Source organism: Shinella zoogloeoides, from assembly GCF_030733845.1.
Classification (GTDB): Bacteria; Pseudomonadota; Alphaproteobacteria; order Rhizobiales; family Rhizobiaceae; genus Shinella; species Shinella zoogloeoides_C.
On the sequence record NZ_CP132311.1, the window covers coordinates 1,163,368 to 1,179,434 of the forward strand.

General features: G+C 56.5%; 14 protein-coding genes. 2 read left to right on the forward strand and 12 right to left on the reverse strand.

Features of this window, described 5'->3' with window-relative positions:
• Positions 1-19: 19 nt before the first annotated feature.
• The 6 genes from Q9316_RS06725 to Q9316_RS06750 form a co-directional block, all read right to left on the reverse strand.
• The gene (locus Q9316_RS06725; RefSeq protein ID WP_306034448.1) at positions 20-241 is read right to left on the reverse strand and encodes a hypothetical protein; all 222 of its coding nucleotides are present in this window, start codon (positions 239-241) and stop codon (positions 20-22) included.
• A complete protein-coding gene (locus tag Q9316_RS06730) occupies positions 241-405 on the reverse strand; it encodes a hypothetical protein (RefSeq protein WP_306034449.1) in 165 nt (54 codons plus the stop codon). The genes Q9316_RS06725 and Q9316_RS06730 overlap by 1 nt, the downstream gene beginning before the upstream one ends.
• A 12-nt stretch (positions 406-417) precedes the next feature.
• Positions 418-903, reverse strand: a complete 486-nt coding sequence (locus Q9316_RS06735) for a hypothetical protein (protein ID WP_306034450.1) — start codon at positions 901-903, stop codon at positions 418-420.
• A 79-nt stretch (positions 904-982) separates the two neighbouring features.
• A complete protein-coding gene (locus Q9316_RS06740; protein WP_306034451.1) occupies positions 983-1,435 on the reverse strand; it encodes a hypothetical protein in 453 nt (150 codons plus the stop codon).
• Positions 1,432-2,529 (reverse strand): hypothetical protein, encoded by a 1,098-nt coding sequence (locus Q9316_RS06745; RefSeq protein ID WP_306034452.1) that lies wholly within the window; start codon positions 2,527-2,529, stop codon positions 1,432-1,434. Before Q9316_RS06745 ends, Q9316_RS06740 begins: the two co-directional genes overlap by 4 nt.
• Positions 2,526-3,152 (reverse strand): hypothetical protein, encoded by a 627-nt coding sequence (locus Q9316_RS06750; protein WP_306034453.1) that lies wholly within the window; start codon positions 3,150-3,152, stop codon positions 2,526-2,528. Before Q9316_RS06750 ends, Q9316_RS06745 begins: the two co-directional genes overlap by 4 nt.
• 669 nt (positions 3,153-3,821) lie before the next feature.
• Between Q9316_RS06750 and Q9316_RS06755 the strand changes: the two genes are divergently transcribed.
• Complete coding sequence (locus Q9316_RS06755) at positions 3,822-5,669, forward strand: AAA family ATPase (RefSeq protein ID WP_306034454.1); 1,848 nt, start codon at positions 3,822-3,824, stop codon at positions 5,667-5,669.
• Positions 5,666-6,742 carry a hypothetical protein gene (locus Q9316_RS06760; RefSeq protein WP_306034455.1) on the forward strand — a complete coding sequence of 359 codons (1,077 nt, stop codon included), beginning with the start codon at positions 5,666-5,668 and terminating at the stop codon, positions 6,740-6,742. Before Q9316_RS06755 ends, Q9316_RS06760 begins: the two co-directional genes overlap by 4 nt.
• A gap of 25 nt (positions 6,743-6,767) precedes the next feature.
• On the opposite strand, the gene Q9316_RS06765 is transcribed toward Q9316_RS06760, so the two are convergent.
• The 6 genes from Q9316_RS06765 to Q9316_RS06790 all read right to left on the reverse strand — a co-directional run bounded on the left by Q9316_RS06765 (position 6,768) and on the right by Q9316_RS06790 (position 15,968).
• The gene (locus Q9316_RS06765; protein ID WP_306034456.1) at positions 6,768-7,379 is read right to left on the reverse strand and encodes a recombinase family protein; all 612 of its coding nucleotides are present in this window, start codon (positions 7,377-7,379) and stop codon (positions 6,768-6,770) included.
• A 195-nt stretch (positions 7,380-7,574) separates the two neighbouring features.
• Complete coding sequence (locus Q9316_RS06770) at positions 7,575-8,567, reverse strand: hypothetical protein (RefSeq protein WP_306034457.1); 993 nt, start codon at positions 8,565-8,567, stop codon at positions 7,575-7,577.
• Entirely contained in the window at positions 8,564-9,907 is a 1,344-nt protein-coding gene (locus Q9316_RS06775; protein WP_306034458.1) for a restriction endonuclease subunit S, read from the reverse strand. The genes Q9316_RS06770 and Q9316_RS06775 overlap by 4 nt, the downstream gene beginning before the upstream one ends.
• Positions 9,904-11,370, reverse strand: a complete 1,467-nt coding sequence (locus Q9316_RS06780; RefSeq protein ID WP_306034459.1) for a class I SAM-dependent DNA methyltransferase — start codon at positions 11,368-11,370, stop codon at positions 9,904-9,906. The genes Q9316_RS06775 and Q9316_RS06780 overlap by 4 nt, the downstream gene beginning before the upstream one ends.
• Complete coding sequence (gene hsdR / locus Q9316_RS06785) at positions 11,370-14,750, reverse strand: type I restriction-modification system endonuclease (protein WP_306034460.1); 3,381 nt, start codon at positions 14,748-14,750, stop codon at positions 11,370-11,372. The genes Q9316_RS06780 and hsdR overlap by 1 nt, the downstream gene beginning before the upstream one ends.
• A gap of 774 nt (positions 14,751-15,524) precedes the next feature.
• Complete coding sequence (locus Q9316_RS06790) at positions 15,525-15,968, reverse strand: hypothetical protein (RefSeq protein ID WP_306034461.1); 444 nt, start codon at positions 15,966-15,968, stop codon at positions 15,525-15,527.
• Positions 15,969-16,067: the final 99 nt, after the last annotated feature.

Genomic DNA, 16,067 nt, shown 5'->3' on the forward strand with positions numbered 1-16,067 from the left:
TTTAAATCGTTGTTCAGGGTCAGCAGGCTGCAATAGAGCGGACGTCCGTCTTTGCCCCGTCGATCTGCAATGAACCGGCGACCGCCGCAAAGACATATTGATTGAAGGCATGATCCTGTACGACGGTCGCCCGCGTAAACTCTATGGCGTCATAGCCTTCAGAGCTGGGCGTGATCGGATCAACCGAGACGCAGGCGGTGAGGGGTGCTAGGCAAGCAGCAAGGGTTGCAATTTTCCGCATCAGAGCAATCCTTTGTCATGGCATACAGTTAGGATGGCAATTTTTTCAGTCTCAGACCCGGCAATGCCAACGACGGCGAAAAACGTCTTCGGACCTTCGCCGACCAGCATGCCGCTGTAGGGCTGATCGCCGGTGTAGCCGCCGTAGCTATTCTTGGCATTCAAGGAGCCGCAGACCTACACGAAACTGTCAGGGTCTTTCATCGCTACCGCTCCGCCAAAGATCGCGCTTACCGGGTCTTTCAGTCGTGCTCGCACGCCGTCGACGATTGCGGCCCGCTCGACCTCGGAAAGGGTGTATTGTCCGCTCCCGCTCGGCACATCGGCAGGCTCCACGTCAAAGCTTACCTGCGCGCCCTTGCCAGCGGCTGCGCCGCATCCCATATCGGCGCTTCCCTCTCCGAGACGAAAGCCACATTCCATCACCATGGATCGGATGTCGTCTGCATCGGGTTCGGAACTGGAACGCGGCAGCTTTGCGGCCGTCGCTTTGCATTGGACTTCCGCCTGATCCAGAGAGGCTTCAATGGTCATGCGCTTCGGCGTTTCGGCAACCACACCTTCAAGGCAGACAATAAAGTCGAGCACGGCCCAGTTCTTCGAACTTGTGACGTAACCAGCATCTTGGCGATCATAAGCAAAGCCAGAGCCGAGAGACGCCATATAGAGCGCGAGTGCCGCGAGGGCGGTATATGAGCGCCGTCCCGTGCTTGTATCCCATCGCCGTTCTGATGCGTGCATTTTAGACCTGTGGGTGCTGGTAAATCTGGTGGTGGGGGATGATGACACCTTCCGGCAGAGGGACACGGGCGAAGATATCAGCTATTTCCGGACCGTGCGTGGCCCGTAGCTCGCCCGCGAGGTCAACGGGAACCAGAGACAGTCGGGCGAACCATTCCTCGCCCGTGACCGCGTATCGGTCCACAATCCGCCGCCATGCATCGGGCTTGTTGAACCGCTGATGCAAAACCATATGGATCGAATGGTTGAGGGTGTACGGCTCCCAACTATAATAGCTTTCCGAGTGCAATCTCAGCATGGTCGTACTGCCTGAAATGCAACAAGTTGCACCACGCTCCGCCCAGCTATTGTCGATCCGCCACATGATCAATTGCCAGCCGCGAACCCGTTCCACATGCGTGAAGCCGTTGTAAACTGGAAGCTCTCCCCATGGCCATTTTCGCAGCCCCTTCATGAGGGTATGCCTCCCATTGTCACGACGTTGGCCGCTGACGCGAACGAAGCCGATAGAGCGACCATGACGCCCTCGACCTGAGCCGCGAGCGCTGCGACAATCTCCGGCTTCTCCGCTCCCGGAGTGATGATCAGCGGGATTAGGATGCGACGCGGGCTCTCTATAACAGTGGTCCAACGGGACTCGCTTACCGCCTCTCGCCGGAGGAAGGAGATCACCTCTGGCGGCGCGTATTGGTCGAAGCGCAGCCAGATCGGCGAGTGCTTGTGCGCAAGCCAAGCCGTGCAGTCAAAGCCGAGATAGAACACAGTCTCTCCGGAGCGCAGATAGCGCCCGAAATAGCCGTGCCCTCCGCCTGCCTGTAGTCCTTTGCGGTCACAAAGACCGGAGCCGACAAGCTCTTCGCCGAGATCGTTGACGAGATCGCAGAATTGCAGGTAGCGGCGCGGTGCGTCGATGCCGGTCAGTTCCTCGTCCCGCAGCGGCAGGAAGGCGTTGCTATCCATCCGCTCGCAAAGGCCCTGAAGCTGGCGAACGTCTTCCAGCCGTTCCGTTTCGCGTGCTGCATCCATCTCCCGGACGATAGCGGCGAGCACGGTCCGCCAACTGGTGAGAACGAAATGATGGCCGTTGCCAAAGGTCGCACACCATAGTTCCGGCTGCACCTCGCGCCGAGGCGAAACGGCATATTCCCCGCCCTTCAGCCGCCGCGTAAGCTCCGCCCAGAGCGAAGCCATCCGCGCCGCAGGTATGATGAAGAGAAGCACTGCCGGCCGATCTACGGAAAGCCGAGCGGCATAGGTCAAAGGCTGGTGCTGGGTCAGCCCGGCGTGGAATTTTGTTTCGGCAACGACGTAGCGCTGAAGATCGCCGCCGTATCCCTCGACGTCGGGCCTACCATCGTCCTCGGCGACGGCTTGGGTCGCGAACGATAGATCGGCAGGCAGTTTCAGCCCTCCGGCTTCGGCGATACCCCTGAATGCCGCCCGCGCTGCCGGAGAGCGTTGCAGGATGAAGCCCAAGGCCTCAATCGCGATGTTCTCGGGCGATGGCGCGAACCTCGTCGCAAGGTGTGCGAAGAGCGTTTCCGTCATTTGCTAGCCGCGCCACCCGGCTTGCCGTCACCGTTCAAGAACCAATCGCACTCTGGGCTGTTGGCTTTCAGAACCTCCGTAAGGCCCGTCGTGTCGAAGACGGCCGTTTTTGGCATTTCTTTATATGGTTGTGTCTCAAGCACGAGGCGATTGGATGCTCGCACCTCGTTAACGAACTCACGCGGCATCGTAGTGCGTGTGATTTTGGGATCGGCTAGGATTTCCCACATATCCGATGAAGGCTGAGCATTTCCGACCCGGTATACGATGGGTTGATACTTTTCGGCCCCGATTTTCTCGCCGCTGAGATAGTCCTGCCAGATCGCTGCGACAGCGGAAGACCTTTCGTTACAAAGCACGCCGAAGACGACCCCACTATCTTCAGCGGTGAGAACAATGCTGACGTCTATCTCGTCCGAAATAGGGTCGGTGCTTTTGGTCACTTCCCATTTGCCGAAGTTTGGCGGGGCCACGTTCGACGTGTCCGATGAGGTCGTCGCCCGCTCCTCATTCGCCGATTGGCTGTCGCCAGCTTCACATGCTGTCAACGTTCCGGCCAGAATGCCACAAACGAGCGCCCGAGCAGCCGTCGCGCGCAAATCTCCGATACCGGTAAAAAACATAGTGCCCCACTTGGGGCGGTCGTCGCGGGTTCGTCCCCCGCGAAATGCCCCTTCGATCTCTGGTGATCGGGGAGTTGCAAACCGCATGACACGGCCCTGCGGCCTTTAGTTCAGAGAACCTGTTGCATACGCACGCAGGCTCCCCGACCATAAAGGTCGAAGAGTGGTACCATCTCGGCGGCACCAGCCTAGTCATGTGAGGTTTGCACGCCTCGAAGCGGCACGTACCGCTCTGCATTCTTATTCGCTTGGTTGGCCATGTTTGTCAAAGGGGAAGCTATCCGAGGCTTCTCGCAGCCGCAAAACTGAATTGCATCCGAAGAGGCGTAGCTAGGCATTTTACGTTGAGCTGCCTCCTTAAGGCGAGCCCAACAGCGGTAAGCAAAGGGTATTAGATTTTTTCTCGTCAAGATATTGCCGCTCCCCACTAGACAACACGCTGAGTTGTATACGAAACTTCGCACGGCGGACGATCGCTCACGAGAACCGTGATCATACAGAACTAGTCATATGCCGGAACTGGATTTGATCTCGACGCACGGAGCAGGGATAAAAAACATAAGTTCTTGCGGTTCCTCGGGCGCAAATTAGGCCCGAGGCAAAGCATTGTTACAACTGAGTGGGAATAGGGCTCGAACCCTTCACCAATCTGAACGCACGGATGAACAAGTGTTCAAAAGCTGGAAAATACATAACTTCAAATCATTCAAGACCCCCCCAGAAATACCTCTAAGTAAGATTAACATTCTTGCCGGCGCAAACAGCAGCGGTAAAAGCACAATCATTCAAAGCATTCTCTTGCTCAAGCAAACCGTACAATATGGGGCCCAAGATAGAGGCGTATCACTAAATGGACCCCTATTGAGGATGGGAGAGTTTTCCGACATTCGCAATTTTGATGCAGAAGGTGAAAGCATATCTATAGAGTTCGAAATAAAACCTGAAAATCAAGGTGAATTCAATGCATGGGGCACCCACAGGACGTCGTCTTTCCTTCCATCTGGACTGAATGATGTTGATTACATTAGGTCTAGGACTGTAATTAGTCAGGTATTTGTTCAAGAGCGCACTGATCCATCAATAAAATCCAAATTGTTTCTAGATCAGGTTGATTTCAGCGCCACCTTTAAGGACGACAAAGAGAATACCACGCAAAATATATCTCTTCGATCCACATATAGAGGACACGATGATGATAATAGTAAAGCCGCGCCATTTGATGTATTCTCCGCGTCACTAGATGATCAAAGTATTGATCAGCTATCGTCCACTCATCCTAAACTTGAAGTTCTAGGTGGAAGTGCCAGACACTTTCTTCCCGATTATGTCTTATTAAGGTATGATGCGGCAGTCCAAAAGGCTGGTGAGATTGCTACCTACCTTTGCAGCAATCCCTCGAGCATGTTTGCACGAAATAGCCAAGGCGACGAAATTCTTCCCATAGGGGTTCTGACCGTCCTCAATGAATGGCTCACTTTAAAAAGAGCGACGATAATTGAAACTGAGGAGCCCGTCAGTGCGAGTGAGGCACGCCACCGGATTGCCCCAATCTTGTTTGGGAGCACAAGGCGCGACGTAAATACCCTTGATATTTCTGGCAAAACTCGCTCAGAACAAGCCGTGCTGCGCAGTATGCTCACAGAGGCACTAATAACTGAAACAACATCCAATCCGACATTTGATCTCGACATGCCGCGAGTGTTAAAGGCGGCTAGCGACTATGTTCGACGGTTCTTTCAGCAGGGGGTTAGATATTTGGGGCCACTGAGAGATGCTCCACGCCCCGTCTATCCGCTTGAGGCACTAGAGAGTACAACGGACGTTGGATACCGCGGCGAGCACACCGCTGCCGTCTTTCAACTTAACAGCTACTCCTCGGTTTCGTTCCATCTTCCGCCAACTGATGATTTCGACAGCAACTACTTTGAATACGCAACTCCTGAAACGCACACTCTGCATGATGCCGCCGTTAAGTGGTTAGGTTATCTGGGTGTAGCTGATGAGTTAAAAGCGACAGATAGTGGTGTTTTCGGCAATCGCTTGCAAGTATCAACGGGGAATGTCGACCGTTGGCACGACCTAACAAATGTCGGCGTTGGCGTAAGTCAGGTTCTTCCCCTTGTGGTTACCTCTCTACTCGCGCCGGCGGGTAGTCTTCTAATATTTGAACAGCCAGAGCTTCACCTGCACCCCCGCGTCCAAGCGCGTCTTGCCGACTTCTTTATTTCGCTAGCCCTCAGCGGAAAGCAGATGATACTTGAAACCCATAGTGAATACCTAATCGACCGGTTACGCTTGAGGATCGCCCTTGCCGAGCGTGACGACGTTCGCCATCTGGTCAACATTCTGTTCACGGAGAAGCATGACGGGAAAAGTGAAATTAGACCGATCGAGGTGTCTGAGTTCGGTGCAATTTCAAACTGGCCAAAAGATTTCTTTGACCAAAGTCAGAACGACGTAGCACGGCTCATCAAAGCGGCCGCTCGGAAGCGGGCCAATAAGAGCAATAAGCAATGAGTATAATTTACCTTGATACCGCGATATTGGCCGTTCCAAATTATGCAGTTGACGCAAAAACTGGACAGGAAATAATAGATAGATTAATTCATTTCTCTGATATTACTGACCAAGAACTACCATTAAAGCTAGTAATCTCAGATTATGCGGAAGAAATTCTATGGGGTCAAAATCTTGGCCCAGACTACGAGCAAATTGACCAGTTTCTAGAAATAATGGAGCTAAAGCATATATATTCAACACATGATCTTTTGCAGAGATATCATACTATTCTACAAATATGCTTGAGGGCGTCAGAAGCAAGCCCTATTGATGCGAAGTCTGTTAGCGATTTTCGCTCGGATCCGGCGCTTCCAGATCTATCGCCAACTCAAATGATGCACGAAACACAAAGGATTTTTGCTAGCGCTGCCGCGGTGTCTACACTGTCACAGCGGATTTGGGTCGGCTCGGCATTCGACAGTTCAACTGAAGAGCGGTTCGATATTGAAGCTCAACTTGATGAATTTGGAGGATGCCACTGCGAGATGATGGATAAACCACCGATAAAAGTGGCTAGCCCTGTTGTTGCGTTGACACACCTGCGCAACATCGTATCCGCTGAGTTCGCGGATTACACTTGGCGTTCCGCTCGCAACGCTAGCGATCTCCACTTTGCAATAACTTTAGGTGCGCTAGCGCTTCAGATTGCCGGAGGCGAAGAGCTTAGCTATGGAAAGCTCAAGCCGTTCGCGCTTGGCTCGGAGTTTGCCGCAAGTCTGGAAGGCGTGGAATGCGCTCGGGACGGGCGCTTTTCATCGACACTCCGAGAACTCTGCAGCCAGATTGTGGCTGGGAAATGCAGCCGTCAAATTAATCCTTTTAGTCTTACTGGCCAATATTCAAGGGACTTCGACGGAGCAAAGGCTTGGCGCACCCACGTCACTAATGGGGGGCTGGCGCTGCGACTTATGCATTGGGCCACGGAAGATATGATTGAGTTTGCGAACGTGGATGTAAAGAAAGGCGAGAAAATCGAGAAAGGGGCTACGCGCCCGGCGGCCGCATTGAACTTCAGCAATCACTTCGGATGAGTGGATGAAAATGCTGACGCGTTCTCTAGGCTGTTAAACGCTTCGCGATCTTTGCAACAGTTGCACGGGATGCACCTGTTACGCTCTGGACCTGGGACCAAGACATTCCGGCCCTCAGCATGGAGGCAATACCTGCGTTGCGCTTGACGTCCTCGACGCGGCCACGATAGCGGCCTTCTGCCTTGGCTTTAGCTTGCCCTTGCGCCTGTCGGCACCGACGATCGTCGTAATCCTTTCGAGCTACGGCAGCGAGGACATCCAACATCATGGAATTGATAGCGCTGAACATCCTTCCGGTGAAATCGTCGGAAGGCGCTGCCAACATCCATGATGTAGGAAGATCAAGAGCGACCACTCGCACCTGCCGGGCGTCGAGTTCTCCTCGAAGGTTCTGCCAGTCCGATGCAGTTAGACGCGACAGGCGATCCACCTGCTCGATTAGAAGGATGTCGCCGGGCCGGGCATCCGATAGAAGACGGAACAGTTCGGGACGGGCGAGTTTCGCGCCGCTTTCGTTCTCCACATATGTAGATGCAATAATTAGGCCCCGCTCTTCTGCAAACGCCTCAAGCTGAGCGCGTGCGCGGGTAGCGTCCTGTTCATCAGTTGACGCGCGGAGATAAGCTCGGGCGAGCATGGAAACCTCTTCGGTTTAGTTAGGGTGGTTTCCATAATGGCGGTTTATTTTAGATAGTCAAACGCTCAAAATGAACCAGATAAATGCTGGTTCAGGATCAGCACACCTCAACTAAACCATTGATCATAACCGAGGATATTTCTACCTAGACCTGAATTCCACGTCTCCACGAGGTTGTGAAATTCAACGTTTGTATCAATGATCGGCGTTCTCTTCACCGTCAGGTTCACCTCGCACGACGCGGATTAACCTACGGAACTCGCTGTCATCGCTGCTGTTCTTCCATCGATTTACGAACCGACACACAATTTGCAAGTTGTCCTTCTCATAGTGGCCGCTACTGTCGATCCTGTCGAGTGAGCACAGCATTTCCCTGTCATCCTCGTCACCATCATACTGGAGACGGAGGTTCGTGATGGCGCAGAGGCCGTCCTGTTCGGTGAGAAGAGCGTCGAGAAACGGCATCAACTCATGCTCAGGGATAAGAAGGTCCTTGTTCTTGACGGTCCTCAACACCTGTTGGCCGTTGGCGAAATCGACTGTGCCCTTCGCGGTTGCCGCCATGCGCCAGATCGCTTTTTGGCGAGCGTTGAATGTGGTGCCGGGGTTCTTCTTGCGCCGTTCGACCTTTGCTTTCCAATCTAGCCGGGAATGCCATGGGTTGATATCGTCGCCATCGATCAGTGCCAGGGCGTACTCGGCATTGTCGGGCTTCAGCTGCTGGAGCGTCCCTTCGGTAAACAGGAACTCCTGCGCCTTGGGGTGCAGCCCAGCCCATTCGAGCCGGTTACCTTTACGGCTCTTGTTCGACCAGGGTTGGCACGGCTTGTGGCAGATGATTACGTCGCGACGATCTCCGACAGTCTCCTTCAGCGGCTCGAAGGTCGCAGGATCGGGTCGCGAGGTTGTCCACCAGAGTTGATCCTTCTCCCGGTGTAGCCAGATGTCGCCTTCACTCTCAACGATTGTCGTCATCAGATTGAACCATCGAGAGGCAACCGGACGGGTCGGCGTTTTTCCCGCCGCCGTCTTGTGCAACTTCATACGGTTCTGAATATAGCTCTCGCGGTCGCCCGCCTCCCAAAAACCTTGCACTGCGACATCATTCGTCGTCGCGATGGTGCCGCGAGCCAGACAGTCGGGCCACGCATAATTCTCGCGTCCGAAATTAGCAATGAAGACCTTCATGTCGCCTTGGCCTGCCGGCCGCGCTTCAACTTCGGTGCGGCTCCGCGCTCAGCCCTGATCCGATCCAGTAACACGTTGGCGGGTTCGTCCTCGGGGTCTTGCGGCACGAGTTCGCCCCGGAAGGCCTTGGCGAGAACGGCCTGATCGAGACGGTCGATCAGCCTGCCGGCGCTGGTCACCTCGGAGGCGAGGCGGTCGATCTTCGAGAACGCACCCTCAATCCAATTGGCGACTTCCAATTGTCGATCTGCATCAGGATAGGCCCACGGCGCGGCCATAATGCTTCGCTGGTAGATCGCACACACACTCGTCGTCGCGCTTTTCTGCGAGTGAAGGTATGCCCGAAACTGCGGAGAGATCATCTGGTAGAAAGCAAAAGCCGGGATGACCTCCGATCTGAAGCGAAGCCTGAGTAGATTGTTGTTGTACAGATAGCCTGATGGCCTGCCGCTCCAGATCGCCACCTTTCCGACAAGTTCAAAACTATTGCGAGTATTGAACAGCAGATCGCCGTCGCGCAGCTCGTATCGGGCCATTTCTGCGGCGTCGGCATTTACTAGCGTGAGATCATCGTCATTCCACCGACCATCTAGATCGTAGTGGTTCATTCGAATGTAGGGCACGCCATGAATGGTTGACTGATCGCTCTTCCCGCGAACAAGCCCTATCAGCGCATCCGTCAAAACATTTTCGAGTTGAACCTGCCGCCACTCCGCCATTTCAACGGAATTGAAAGCTGCCGCGAGCACGGCCTGCTTGTACTTCTCGACGAGGCGGGGGATGTGGTCGAGGTGATCGCGGGCCCGTCTGGATTTGCCGCTGAGGCTGTCGATCTTCGCCACAATCCGCCGCTGTTCGGGGAGTGGTGGGAGGGGAACGAGGGTCTCTAGGACTTCGGATTTGCTTAATTCAACCTGATTGGTCGAGCCGGACTGCATCTCATCGAGCTTCGACTGGACTAATGGCGATTGGATAAGCCGGTGTAGGTACTCAGGCAATGTCGCTGGGTTCGTCCGAACAATCGTAACATGGCTATCTGCAACGGCACGTGGGGCCGTCACTAGTGGCCGGAAAATCGCAGCACGACCTATCGTTCCGGTGCCGGTTGAGTTCCAGAGAATGTCACCGTCAACTAAGAAACGCTCTGCCGTCCACGATGCCCACTGAGACGCGTCAACATACTTGAGGTAAGCCTCATTAACACCGGTCCAGCGAACGCACTTCTGGTTTATCACCGGGAGATCGCTATGGGACGCGTATTTTGGGGACTTGCCTCGCTGAACATACTCGGTCACATCTTCAATCGTGGCTTCGGCCCAGCCTTGTGGCAGCTTACTCATTCAGCCGCCTCCGCGATGGCAGCGGCCTCCTCGACGCTATCCGGCTCGATTTCCTCCGACAGTGCCTCGATCTCTTCAAGAGCGGCCTTGAGGTGGCCGATGATGGCGGCCGCGATGTCCTCCGGCTCGGTCAGCGCCTCCTCGGCTTCGGCCTCGGTATCGCGCAGCCATGCGATGTCGAGATTGTCGTTGCGGGCGGTGATCGCTTCTCGGGTAAACATGCGCCAGCGGCTATCCTCGGCCTCATCCTTCCGCCCGGCCCTGCCGTTCGGATCGGAACCATAGGCGGTCTCGAACTCGGCGAAGTCGGCCACGGTCAGCGGGCGGGTCTTGCCGAAGGCAGGCATGTTGGCCCGCATGTCATAGACCCACACGACGCTGGTATTGCCCTTGTCGGTCTTACCGCGCTGGAAGAACAGCACGTTGGTCTTGACGCCCTGTGCATAGAAGATGCCAGTCGGCAGGCGCAGGATCGTGTGCAGGTCGCAAAGCTCCATCAACCAGGTACGCAGACGCCGCCCGGTATTGTCCTCGAACAGCACATTGTCCGGCACGACCACAGCAGCGCGGCCACCGGCTTTGAGGGCGCGGACGATGTGCTCGACGAAGGCAAGCTGCTTGTTCGATGTGTCCGCCGTCACCGAGAAGTCGGAACGGGTTGGGCGACCGCCGCCCTTTTTGGTGCCGAACGGCGGATTGGTCAGGATCAGATCGGCCTTGGGCAATGCCTCGCCATCCGGCGACAGCGTGTCGATGTTCACCACGCCGCCCTCGACGCCGTGCAGCAGCAGGTTCATCATGCAGAGCCGATGCGTGTCCGGCACAAGCTCACCGCCGACGAAGGCATTGTTGCGCTGGAAGTGCGCCTGCTCGGGCGAGAGCTTGTAAAGATCGTCGGTGTGATCCTTGATGAAGCGGTCTGCGGCGACGAGGAAGCCCGCCGTGCCCGCTGCCGGGTCCTGCACGACCTCTCCGGGCTGCGGCTGCATCAGCCGAACGATGCAATCGATCAGCGGTCGCGGCGTAAAATACTGCCCCGCGCCGGATTTCTTGTCGGCGGCATTCTTCTCCAGCAGCCCTTCATAGAGATTGCCGAGCCCTTCCTCGCGGGCGGAGAACCAGTCAAGTTGGTCAATGTTGGAAGTCAGCGCCTTGAGGTTGGTCGGCTTCCGAAGCCGCGTCTGCGCATCGGTGAAGATCGCGCTGATCAGGCCGTCCCTGGCCTTGCCGAGATCGAGCAGCATCGCCTTGTAATAGTTGAGCTGCTCCACGCCCTCGCGCTTGGCGAGGATGCCCCAGCGATAGCCGTCAGGCAGCCGATCCTCGCGCCCCGTCTCCTCCAACATCTTCAGGAACAGCAGGTAGGTCAGCTCGGTCACGTACTCGTTGTAGGTGACGCCATCGTCACGCAGGACATTGCAGAGGCCCCAAAGCTTGGCAACGATGTCGGTGGTGGTTGTCATCAGGCGGTCTTCTTCCACATTTCTTCATTGATCCCGGCAAGGATGTTTTCAAGCTCCCCGCCGAACACCTTGTTGAGACGGTTGAACCCTCCATCGGCGATGAACGGCTCCTTGTCGATGGCCTCGCGGTCGACAATCACTTCTTTTTCGATCTGCTCACCGATCCGCGACAGCCAGCGTTTTTGCGGATCGGTCCACGAGCGGCTCGCCATAATCGAGCGCATCGCCGATCTGACGCGATCCTCGTACGGGGTCAGCGGATCGCCAATCGCCGCCTGACGCACGAAGCCGATGATCGAGGCGGCGATCTCCTCGTTCTTCGCATCCGCCCAGGCACGACGCAGATTGGCTTCCGAATAGCCCCTGCGGTCGAGCGCCAGGCGCAGCTCCTTCAGATCTGCGCGAGTGAGATCGCGGGGGCGCGTCACCACCAGCTTGAGCGCGGCGATGCTGTTCACGTTGTCGTGGACGAAGGCGGTGAAACTATCGAGGAAGTCTTCGGGCTTCTCAGCTTCGCCATAACCTCGCGTTACAGCAACAACTTCATCGCTGTGCGGCGAGATCGGCACAATACGCGGATTGCCGTCATCGCCCTGCCAATCGAGGATCGGGCCAATGGCAGCGCGGTCTGTCAACCAGGCGGAAAGTGCCGGCGCGTCGCCAGCCAGCAACCGCTGCAACATCGCTTCCGGCGTTTCGCCCGCGACAGCCTCAAACCGCTGCCGCGCATCCTCGGGCAGTTTCTTGAGACGGCGACGAAGTTTTACGGCCATCTGCTCGCGGATTGCCTCCCGCTGGTGATCGTCGGTCGCCTCGACCATCTCGCGGACAAGCTGCTCGAAGCTAATCGACGGGTTGACGACAATCGGCTTCATATCCGTTAGACCTTGCAGATGCGGATAAAGGTCGACGGCGTCGAAGATGCGGAACACCTCCTTGCCAATCTCCGGGCATTGCCGCGTCGCTCGCCCGATCATCTGTTCGTAGAGGATGCGGCTATTAACCCGGCGCAGGAAGACAAGGTTGGTGATCTTCGGTATATCGACGCCGGTGGTCAGAAGATCGACGGTGACAACGATCTGCGGATTGGCGTCGTTGCGGAACGAGCGGATCAGGGTCTGCACCTTATCGACGCTGCCGGTGATCTTCTTCACCGCCGCATCGTCGATCTCGCCGTAGGCGTCGCTGAACGCCTTCTTGATCGCATTGACCACCATGTCGGCGTGGGCATCGGTAGCAGCGAAGATCAGTGTCTTGCCAGGCAGCGCCGGGTCGATGTGCCTGGCTAGCTCTTCGGCGACCACACGGTTAAACTCCGGCGTAATCACCTGTTTGTTGAACTGCTCCACCTCAAAGTGGATTTCGTCCGGCAGCGTTGCTGTGTTGATCTCGCCGGTTTCCGGCACAAGATACTCGACCTGCTCGCCTCCAGCAAAATCGATGCCCGACCGGGCGAGCGCGGTTTCGATGCGGATCGGCGGCTCGTGGTCGATCAGATGGCCGTCGATGACAGCCTCGCGATAGGAATAGCGGAAGATCGGCTCGCCGAAAATGTCGGTGGTGTGCAGGGCTGGCGTCGCCGTCAGGCCGATCTTCACGGCGTCGAAGTATTCGAGCACCCGGCGATACTTGGAGATATAGTCGTCCTGCCCCCGGAAGCTCATTTCGGCGTCCGACATCTCCCGGTCAAGCAGATAGCCGCGATGGCACTCATCAATGACCATTAGGTCATACTGGTCGACGGGTGGAGCCTCCGAGGTGTCGGCGGCGAAGAGGACACGCTTCACCAGCCCCTGGATCGTGCAGATATGAACTTTGGTTTCCAGATCGGGCGTAACGTCTTCCAGTCCCTTGAGGCCGAAAATCTCGGCGAAGGTCTTGCCTGATACGACCTTGGTGGTCGAGAATTCACCTTCGGTCTGGTGGCCGAGGGCACTGCGATCCACGACGAAGCAGATACGGCGGAAGCGTTTGGCTGACAGCAGCCGGTAGAGCATGGCGATGGCGAGCTTGGTCTTGCCGGTGCCGGTCGCCATCGCAACCAGCATGGACCGCTGTTCGGCAGACAGTGCGGCCTCCACGGCACGGATCGCCGTTTCCTGATACGAGCGCAGAGGAAAACCAAACTCGAATGGCTTTGTTTTGAGTGTGGCAGTGGCCGTGTCGAGATCGATCTCCAAAAGCCGCGCTATGCCATCCGGCGTCAACCAGTCCACCAGCGCACGGCGATGATTGGCGCTGCGCCGGGTATCGCGAAACCAGATACCGCTTTCGGTCTCGATCTGCTTCAGATAGGAGCGGCCATTGGCGGCGAAGACGCAAGGGACCCGATGCTCCCCCCAGGGTCCACCCGCCGACACAAAGTCTGAGCTGTCCCTGATCCCGACCGAATAGCGTTCGGCCTGGTCGATGGCGGCGGAGACATTCTTGCGGCGGCGCTTCGCCTCAACGACGCCCACCAGCATAGTGCCTACGAAAAGCGCGTAGTCGGCAGGACCGCTAGCTGTGGGCCATTCGGCAATCGCCATGTTGCGCCCCTTGGCGGGACGTACACCGGCGCTGTAGCGCAGCGTTTTGGTGTCCGCTTCCCAGCCACGATCTCGAAGCTGCTGATCGATCAGGGCGCGGGTCTGGCTCTCATCGAGGTCGATCTTCGCGGCTGCCTGCTCACCGCGTTCGACAAGCTCCTGCACCTCGACGCGGGGGGCAGCTTCCGCCGCTGCCTGAATACCTGCGAGCTTGGCAGCGATGGCCTCCTTCTCCGCCGCGCTCTCCTGGGCAAGCTGTTCCCAGATCGCTCGCTCCTCCGCCTCGCGCTGCAACCGTTCCTCGACTGTCTCACGGGCGCGAGCCTGCTCCTCGGCCTCAAGGCGAGCAGCGGTGGCGGCGTCGTCACTTTCGACCACCTTGCGCCGCAGCGCATCGATCTCCCGGCGCAGTGGCGCCGTGGCATCGACAGGCTCGCGAGGCGGAACAAAGGCGCCGGGAGTGAAGCCGGGTTGCTTTCCGTATGTGCGATGGAACCAGACGCCGAGCGACCGGGCGAACTTGAGCGAGGTCAGCGCGTTGGCGTGATCGCCCTTGGCCTCGTGAACGGCGGTGTTGCCCGCTTTGCGCAGAGTATGGAAAACGTCGGCAACCTCCTTTGGGATGATCCGTTCGTAGGACAGCCGCCGCAAGGTTTCGTCAAAGGTCTCTCGCTCGTTACGGTAGGAGGCATGGCGAGCGGCGATCAACTTCGCCATGAGTTCGGCGAATTGGCGGAGCTTGACAATTGCCGTCGATGGATCGCCGCTGAAATACTGTTCAGCGAGCCCGCCCAGTGTCACAAGTCGATTGTCATGCGCCGCAAGAAAATCAAAGTTCAGTGATGCAACCATATCCGCCCCCGTGGCCGCAATCCTTGCACGAGGCCGTTAACTTTTGTCCAGCGCCAGGTGTTATTTTCGGCTCTGTTATTGAGATTTATCCCAGATGAGACCGAGCTGTTCGAGAGGTTGGGCACCGGCGGAAATCGTCGAGCAGCGTTCCGCAGTAACTGTCCAGCTTCGGCATCAAAATGTCACAACCCTGTACCAGGAGGTCAAGAACGCGCTGAAGGTGAAGCTTAATGCTTGACAATGGAGATAGCGCAAATCCGAAAATTGCGTGCAACAGGTTGCAAGATGGCGCGCCAGACTTCAATGGTGCCACTTGGTGCCAGATCGAACGACAAGTTACCGACATACCGCCACCAAGCCACATACAAAGCTGTCATTTGACGTACTCCACCGGAGAACGGATATTGGAAGCAACCATCTGAATTAACTTAACTTATCTCACCGCAGAAGAACGTGGCGATAATCACATCTCTAAATTGACATCGTAGGCGTCTCAGTTTCACCCCTGTCACGCCGACCATCCTCCTCAAAGCCTTTGCGGCGTCAATGCTCACAACCAAGTCGCGAGATAACAGTATCGGCTATGAAACCTTCTCACGCAGCCAAGATGCCAGACCGGTGTTGAGAACCGTACGCGAAGCCTCTGCGGCCCGATGAGGGTCACTCTATCCACCTTGCGGTACTCGTCTATATCGCCGGTGTGCCAGATGAAGAACATCTGATCATAGGTCTCCGGTGCCTAGCGGCAAAGCAGAAATCGTCCGCTACCGCCTCCTATGGGTTACTGACATAATGGCCCGCCTTCATCATGACCTCGACCAGCGTTGCCGTCAGGCGGTTGAGTTCGGTGTGCTGTGACGCCTGCTCTGGTGCATAGCGAGCGATCAGGTATTCCCGACGTTCCGTTAGCGCTTGAAGGTGATCGGCAGTTTTCTTGCGAAGCTTGAGCCGCGTGAAGAAAGTTGGGTCTGCGAGGTTATGCATCCGCCCGCGTATCTGCGAAGGTGCTACTCCCTCATGCCGCAGGACAGCGTTTAGATAAAGCTCGATGGCGTGAATGGCGCAAAGCCGTGCTGGCGCAAATGACAATGGATCGGGCGCGCTCGCGTGTTTAAAGAGTTCCATTGCGGCATTGTAATAGGCATTGCCGAGTTGGACGATTGCAAAGGCGCTGGCATTCTCGCCGGGATATGAGTTGGTGGATGATACAGGTTCCATATCGATACCTGAAGTTCGAGGTTCTGTGATCTGATCGCAGCCGCGATGCAGGTTCTTCGATAGAACACTGTAGGTTAAATCCACCTCAAGACGCTAAAG

Coding starts and splice junctions, on each gene's coding strand:
- Q9316_RS06760 (WP_306034455.1), top strand. CDS start 5,666: ATGAGTATAATTTACCTTGATACCGCGATATTGGCCGTTCCAAATTAT.
- Q9316_RS06725 (WP_306034448.1), bottom strand. CDS start 241: ATGCGGAAAATTGCAACCCTTGCTGCTTGCCTAGCACCCCTCACCGCC.
- Q9316_RS06745 (WP_306034452.1), bottom strand. CDS start 2,529: ATGACGGAAACGCTCTTCGCACACCTTGCGACGAGGTTCGCGCCATCG.
- Q9316_RS06735 (WP_306034450.1), bottom strand. CDS start 903: ATGGCGTCTCTCGGCTCTGGCTTTGCTTATGATCGCCAAGATGCTGGT.
- Q9316_RS06775 (WP_306034458.1), bottom strand. CDS start 9,907: ATGAGTAAGCTGCCACAAGGCTGGGCCGAAGCCACGATTGAAGATGTG.
- Q9316_RS06790 (WP_306034461.1), bottom strand. CDS start 15,968: ATGGAACCTGTATCATCCACCAACTCATATCCCGGCGAGAATGCCAGC.
- Q9316_RS06770 (WP_306034457.1), bottom strand. CDS start 8,567: ATGAAGGTCTTCATTGCTAATTTCGGACGCGAGAATTATGCGTGGCCC.
- Q9316_RS06740 (WP_306034451.1), bottom strand. CDS start 1,435: ATGAAGGGGCTGCGAAAATGGCCATGGGGAGAGCTTCCAGTTTACAAC.
- Q9316_RS06750 (WP_306034453.1), bottom strand. CDS start 3,152: ATGTTTTTTACCGGTATCGGAGATTTGCGCGCGACGGCTGCTCGGGCG.
- hsdR (WP_306034460.1), bottom strand. CDS start 14,750: ATGGTTGCATCACTGAACTTTGATTTTCTTGCGGCGCATGACAATCGA.
- Q9316_RS06765 (WP_306034456.1), bottom strand. CDS start 7,379: ATGCTCGCCCGAGCTTATCTCCGCGCGTCAACTGATGAACAGGACGCT.
- Q9316_RS06780 (WP_306034459.1), bottom strand. CDS start 11,370: ATGACAACCACCACCGACATCGTTGCCAAGCTTTGGGGCCTCTGCAAT.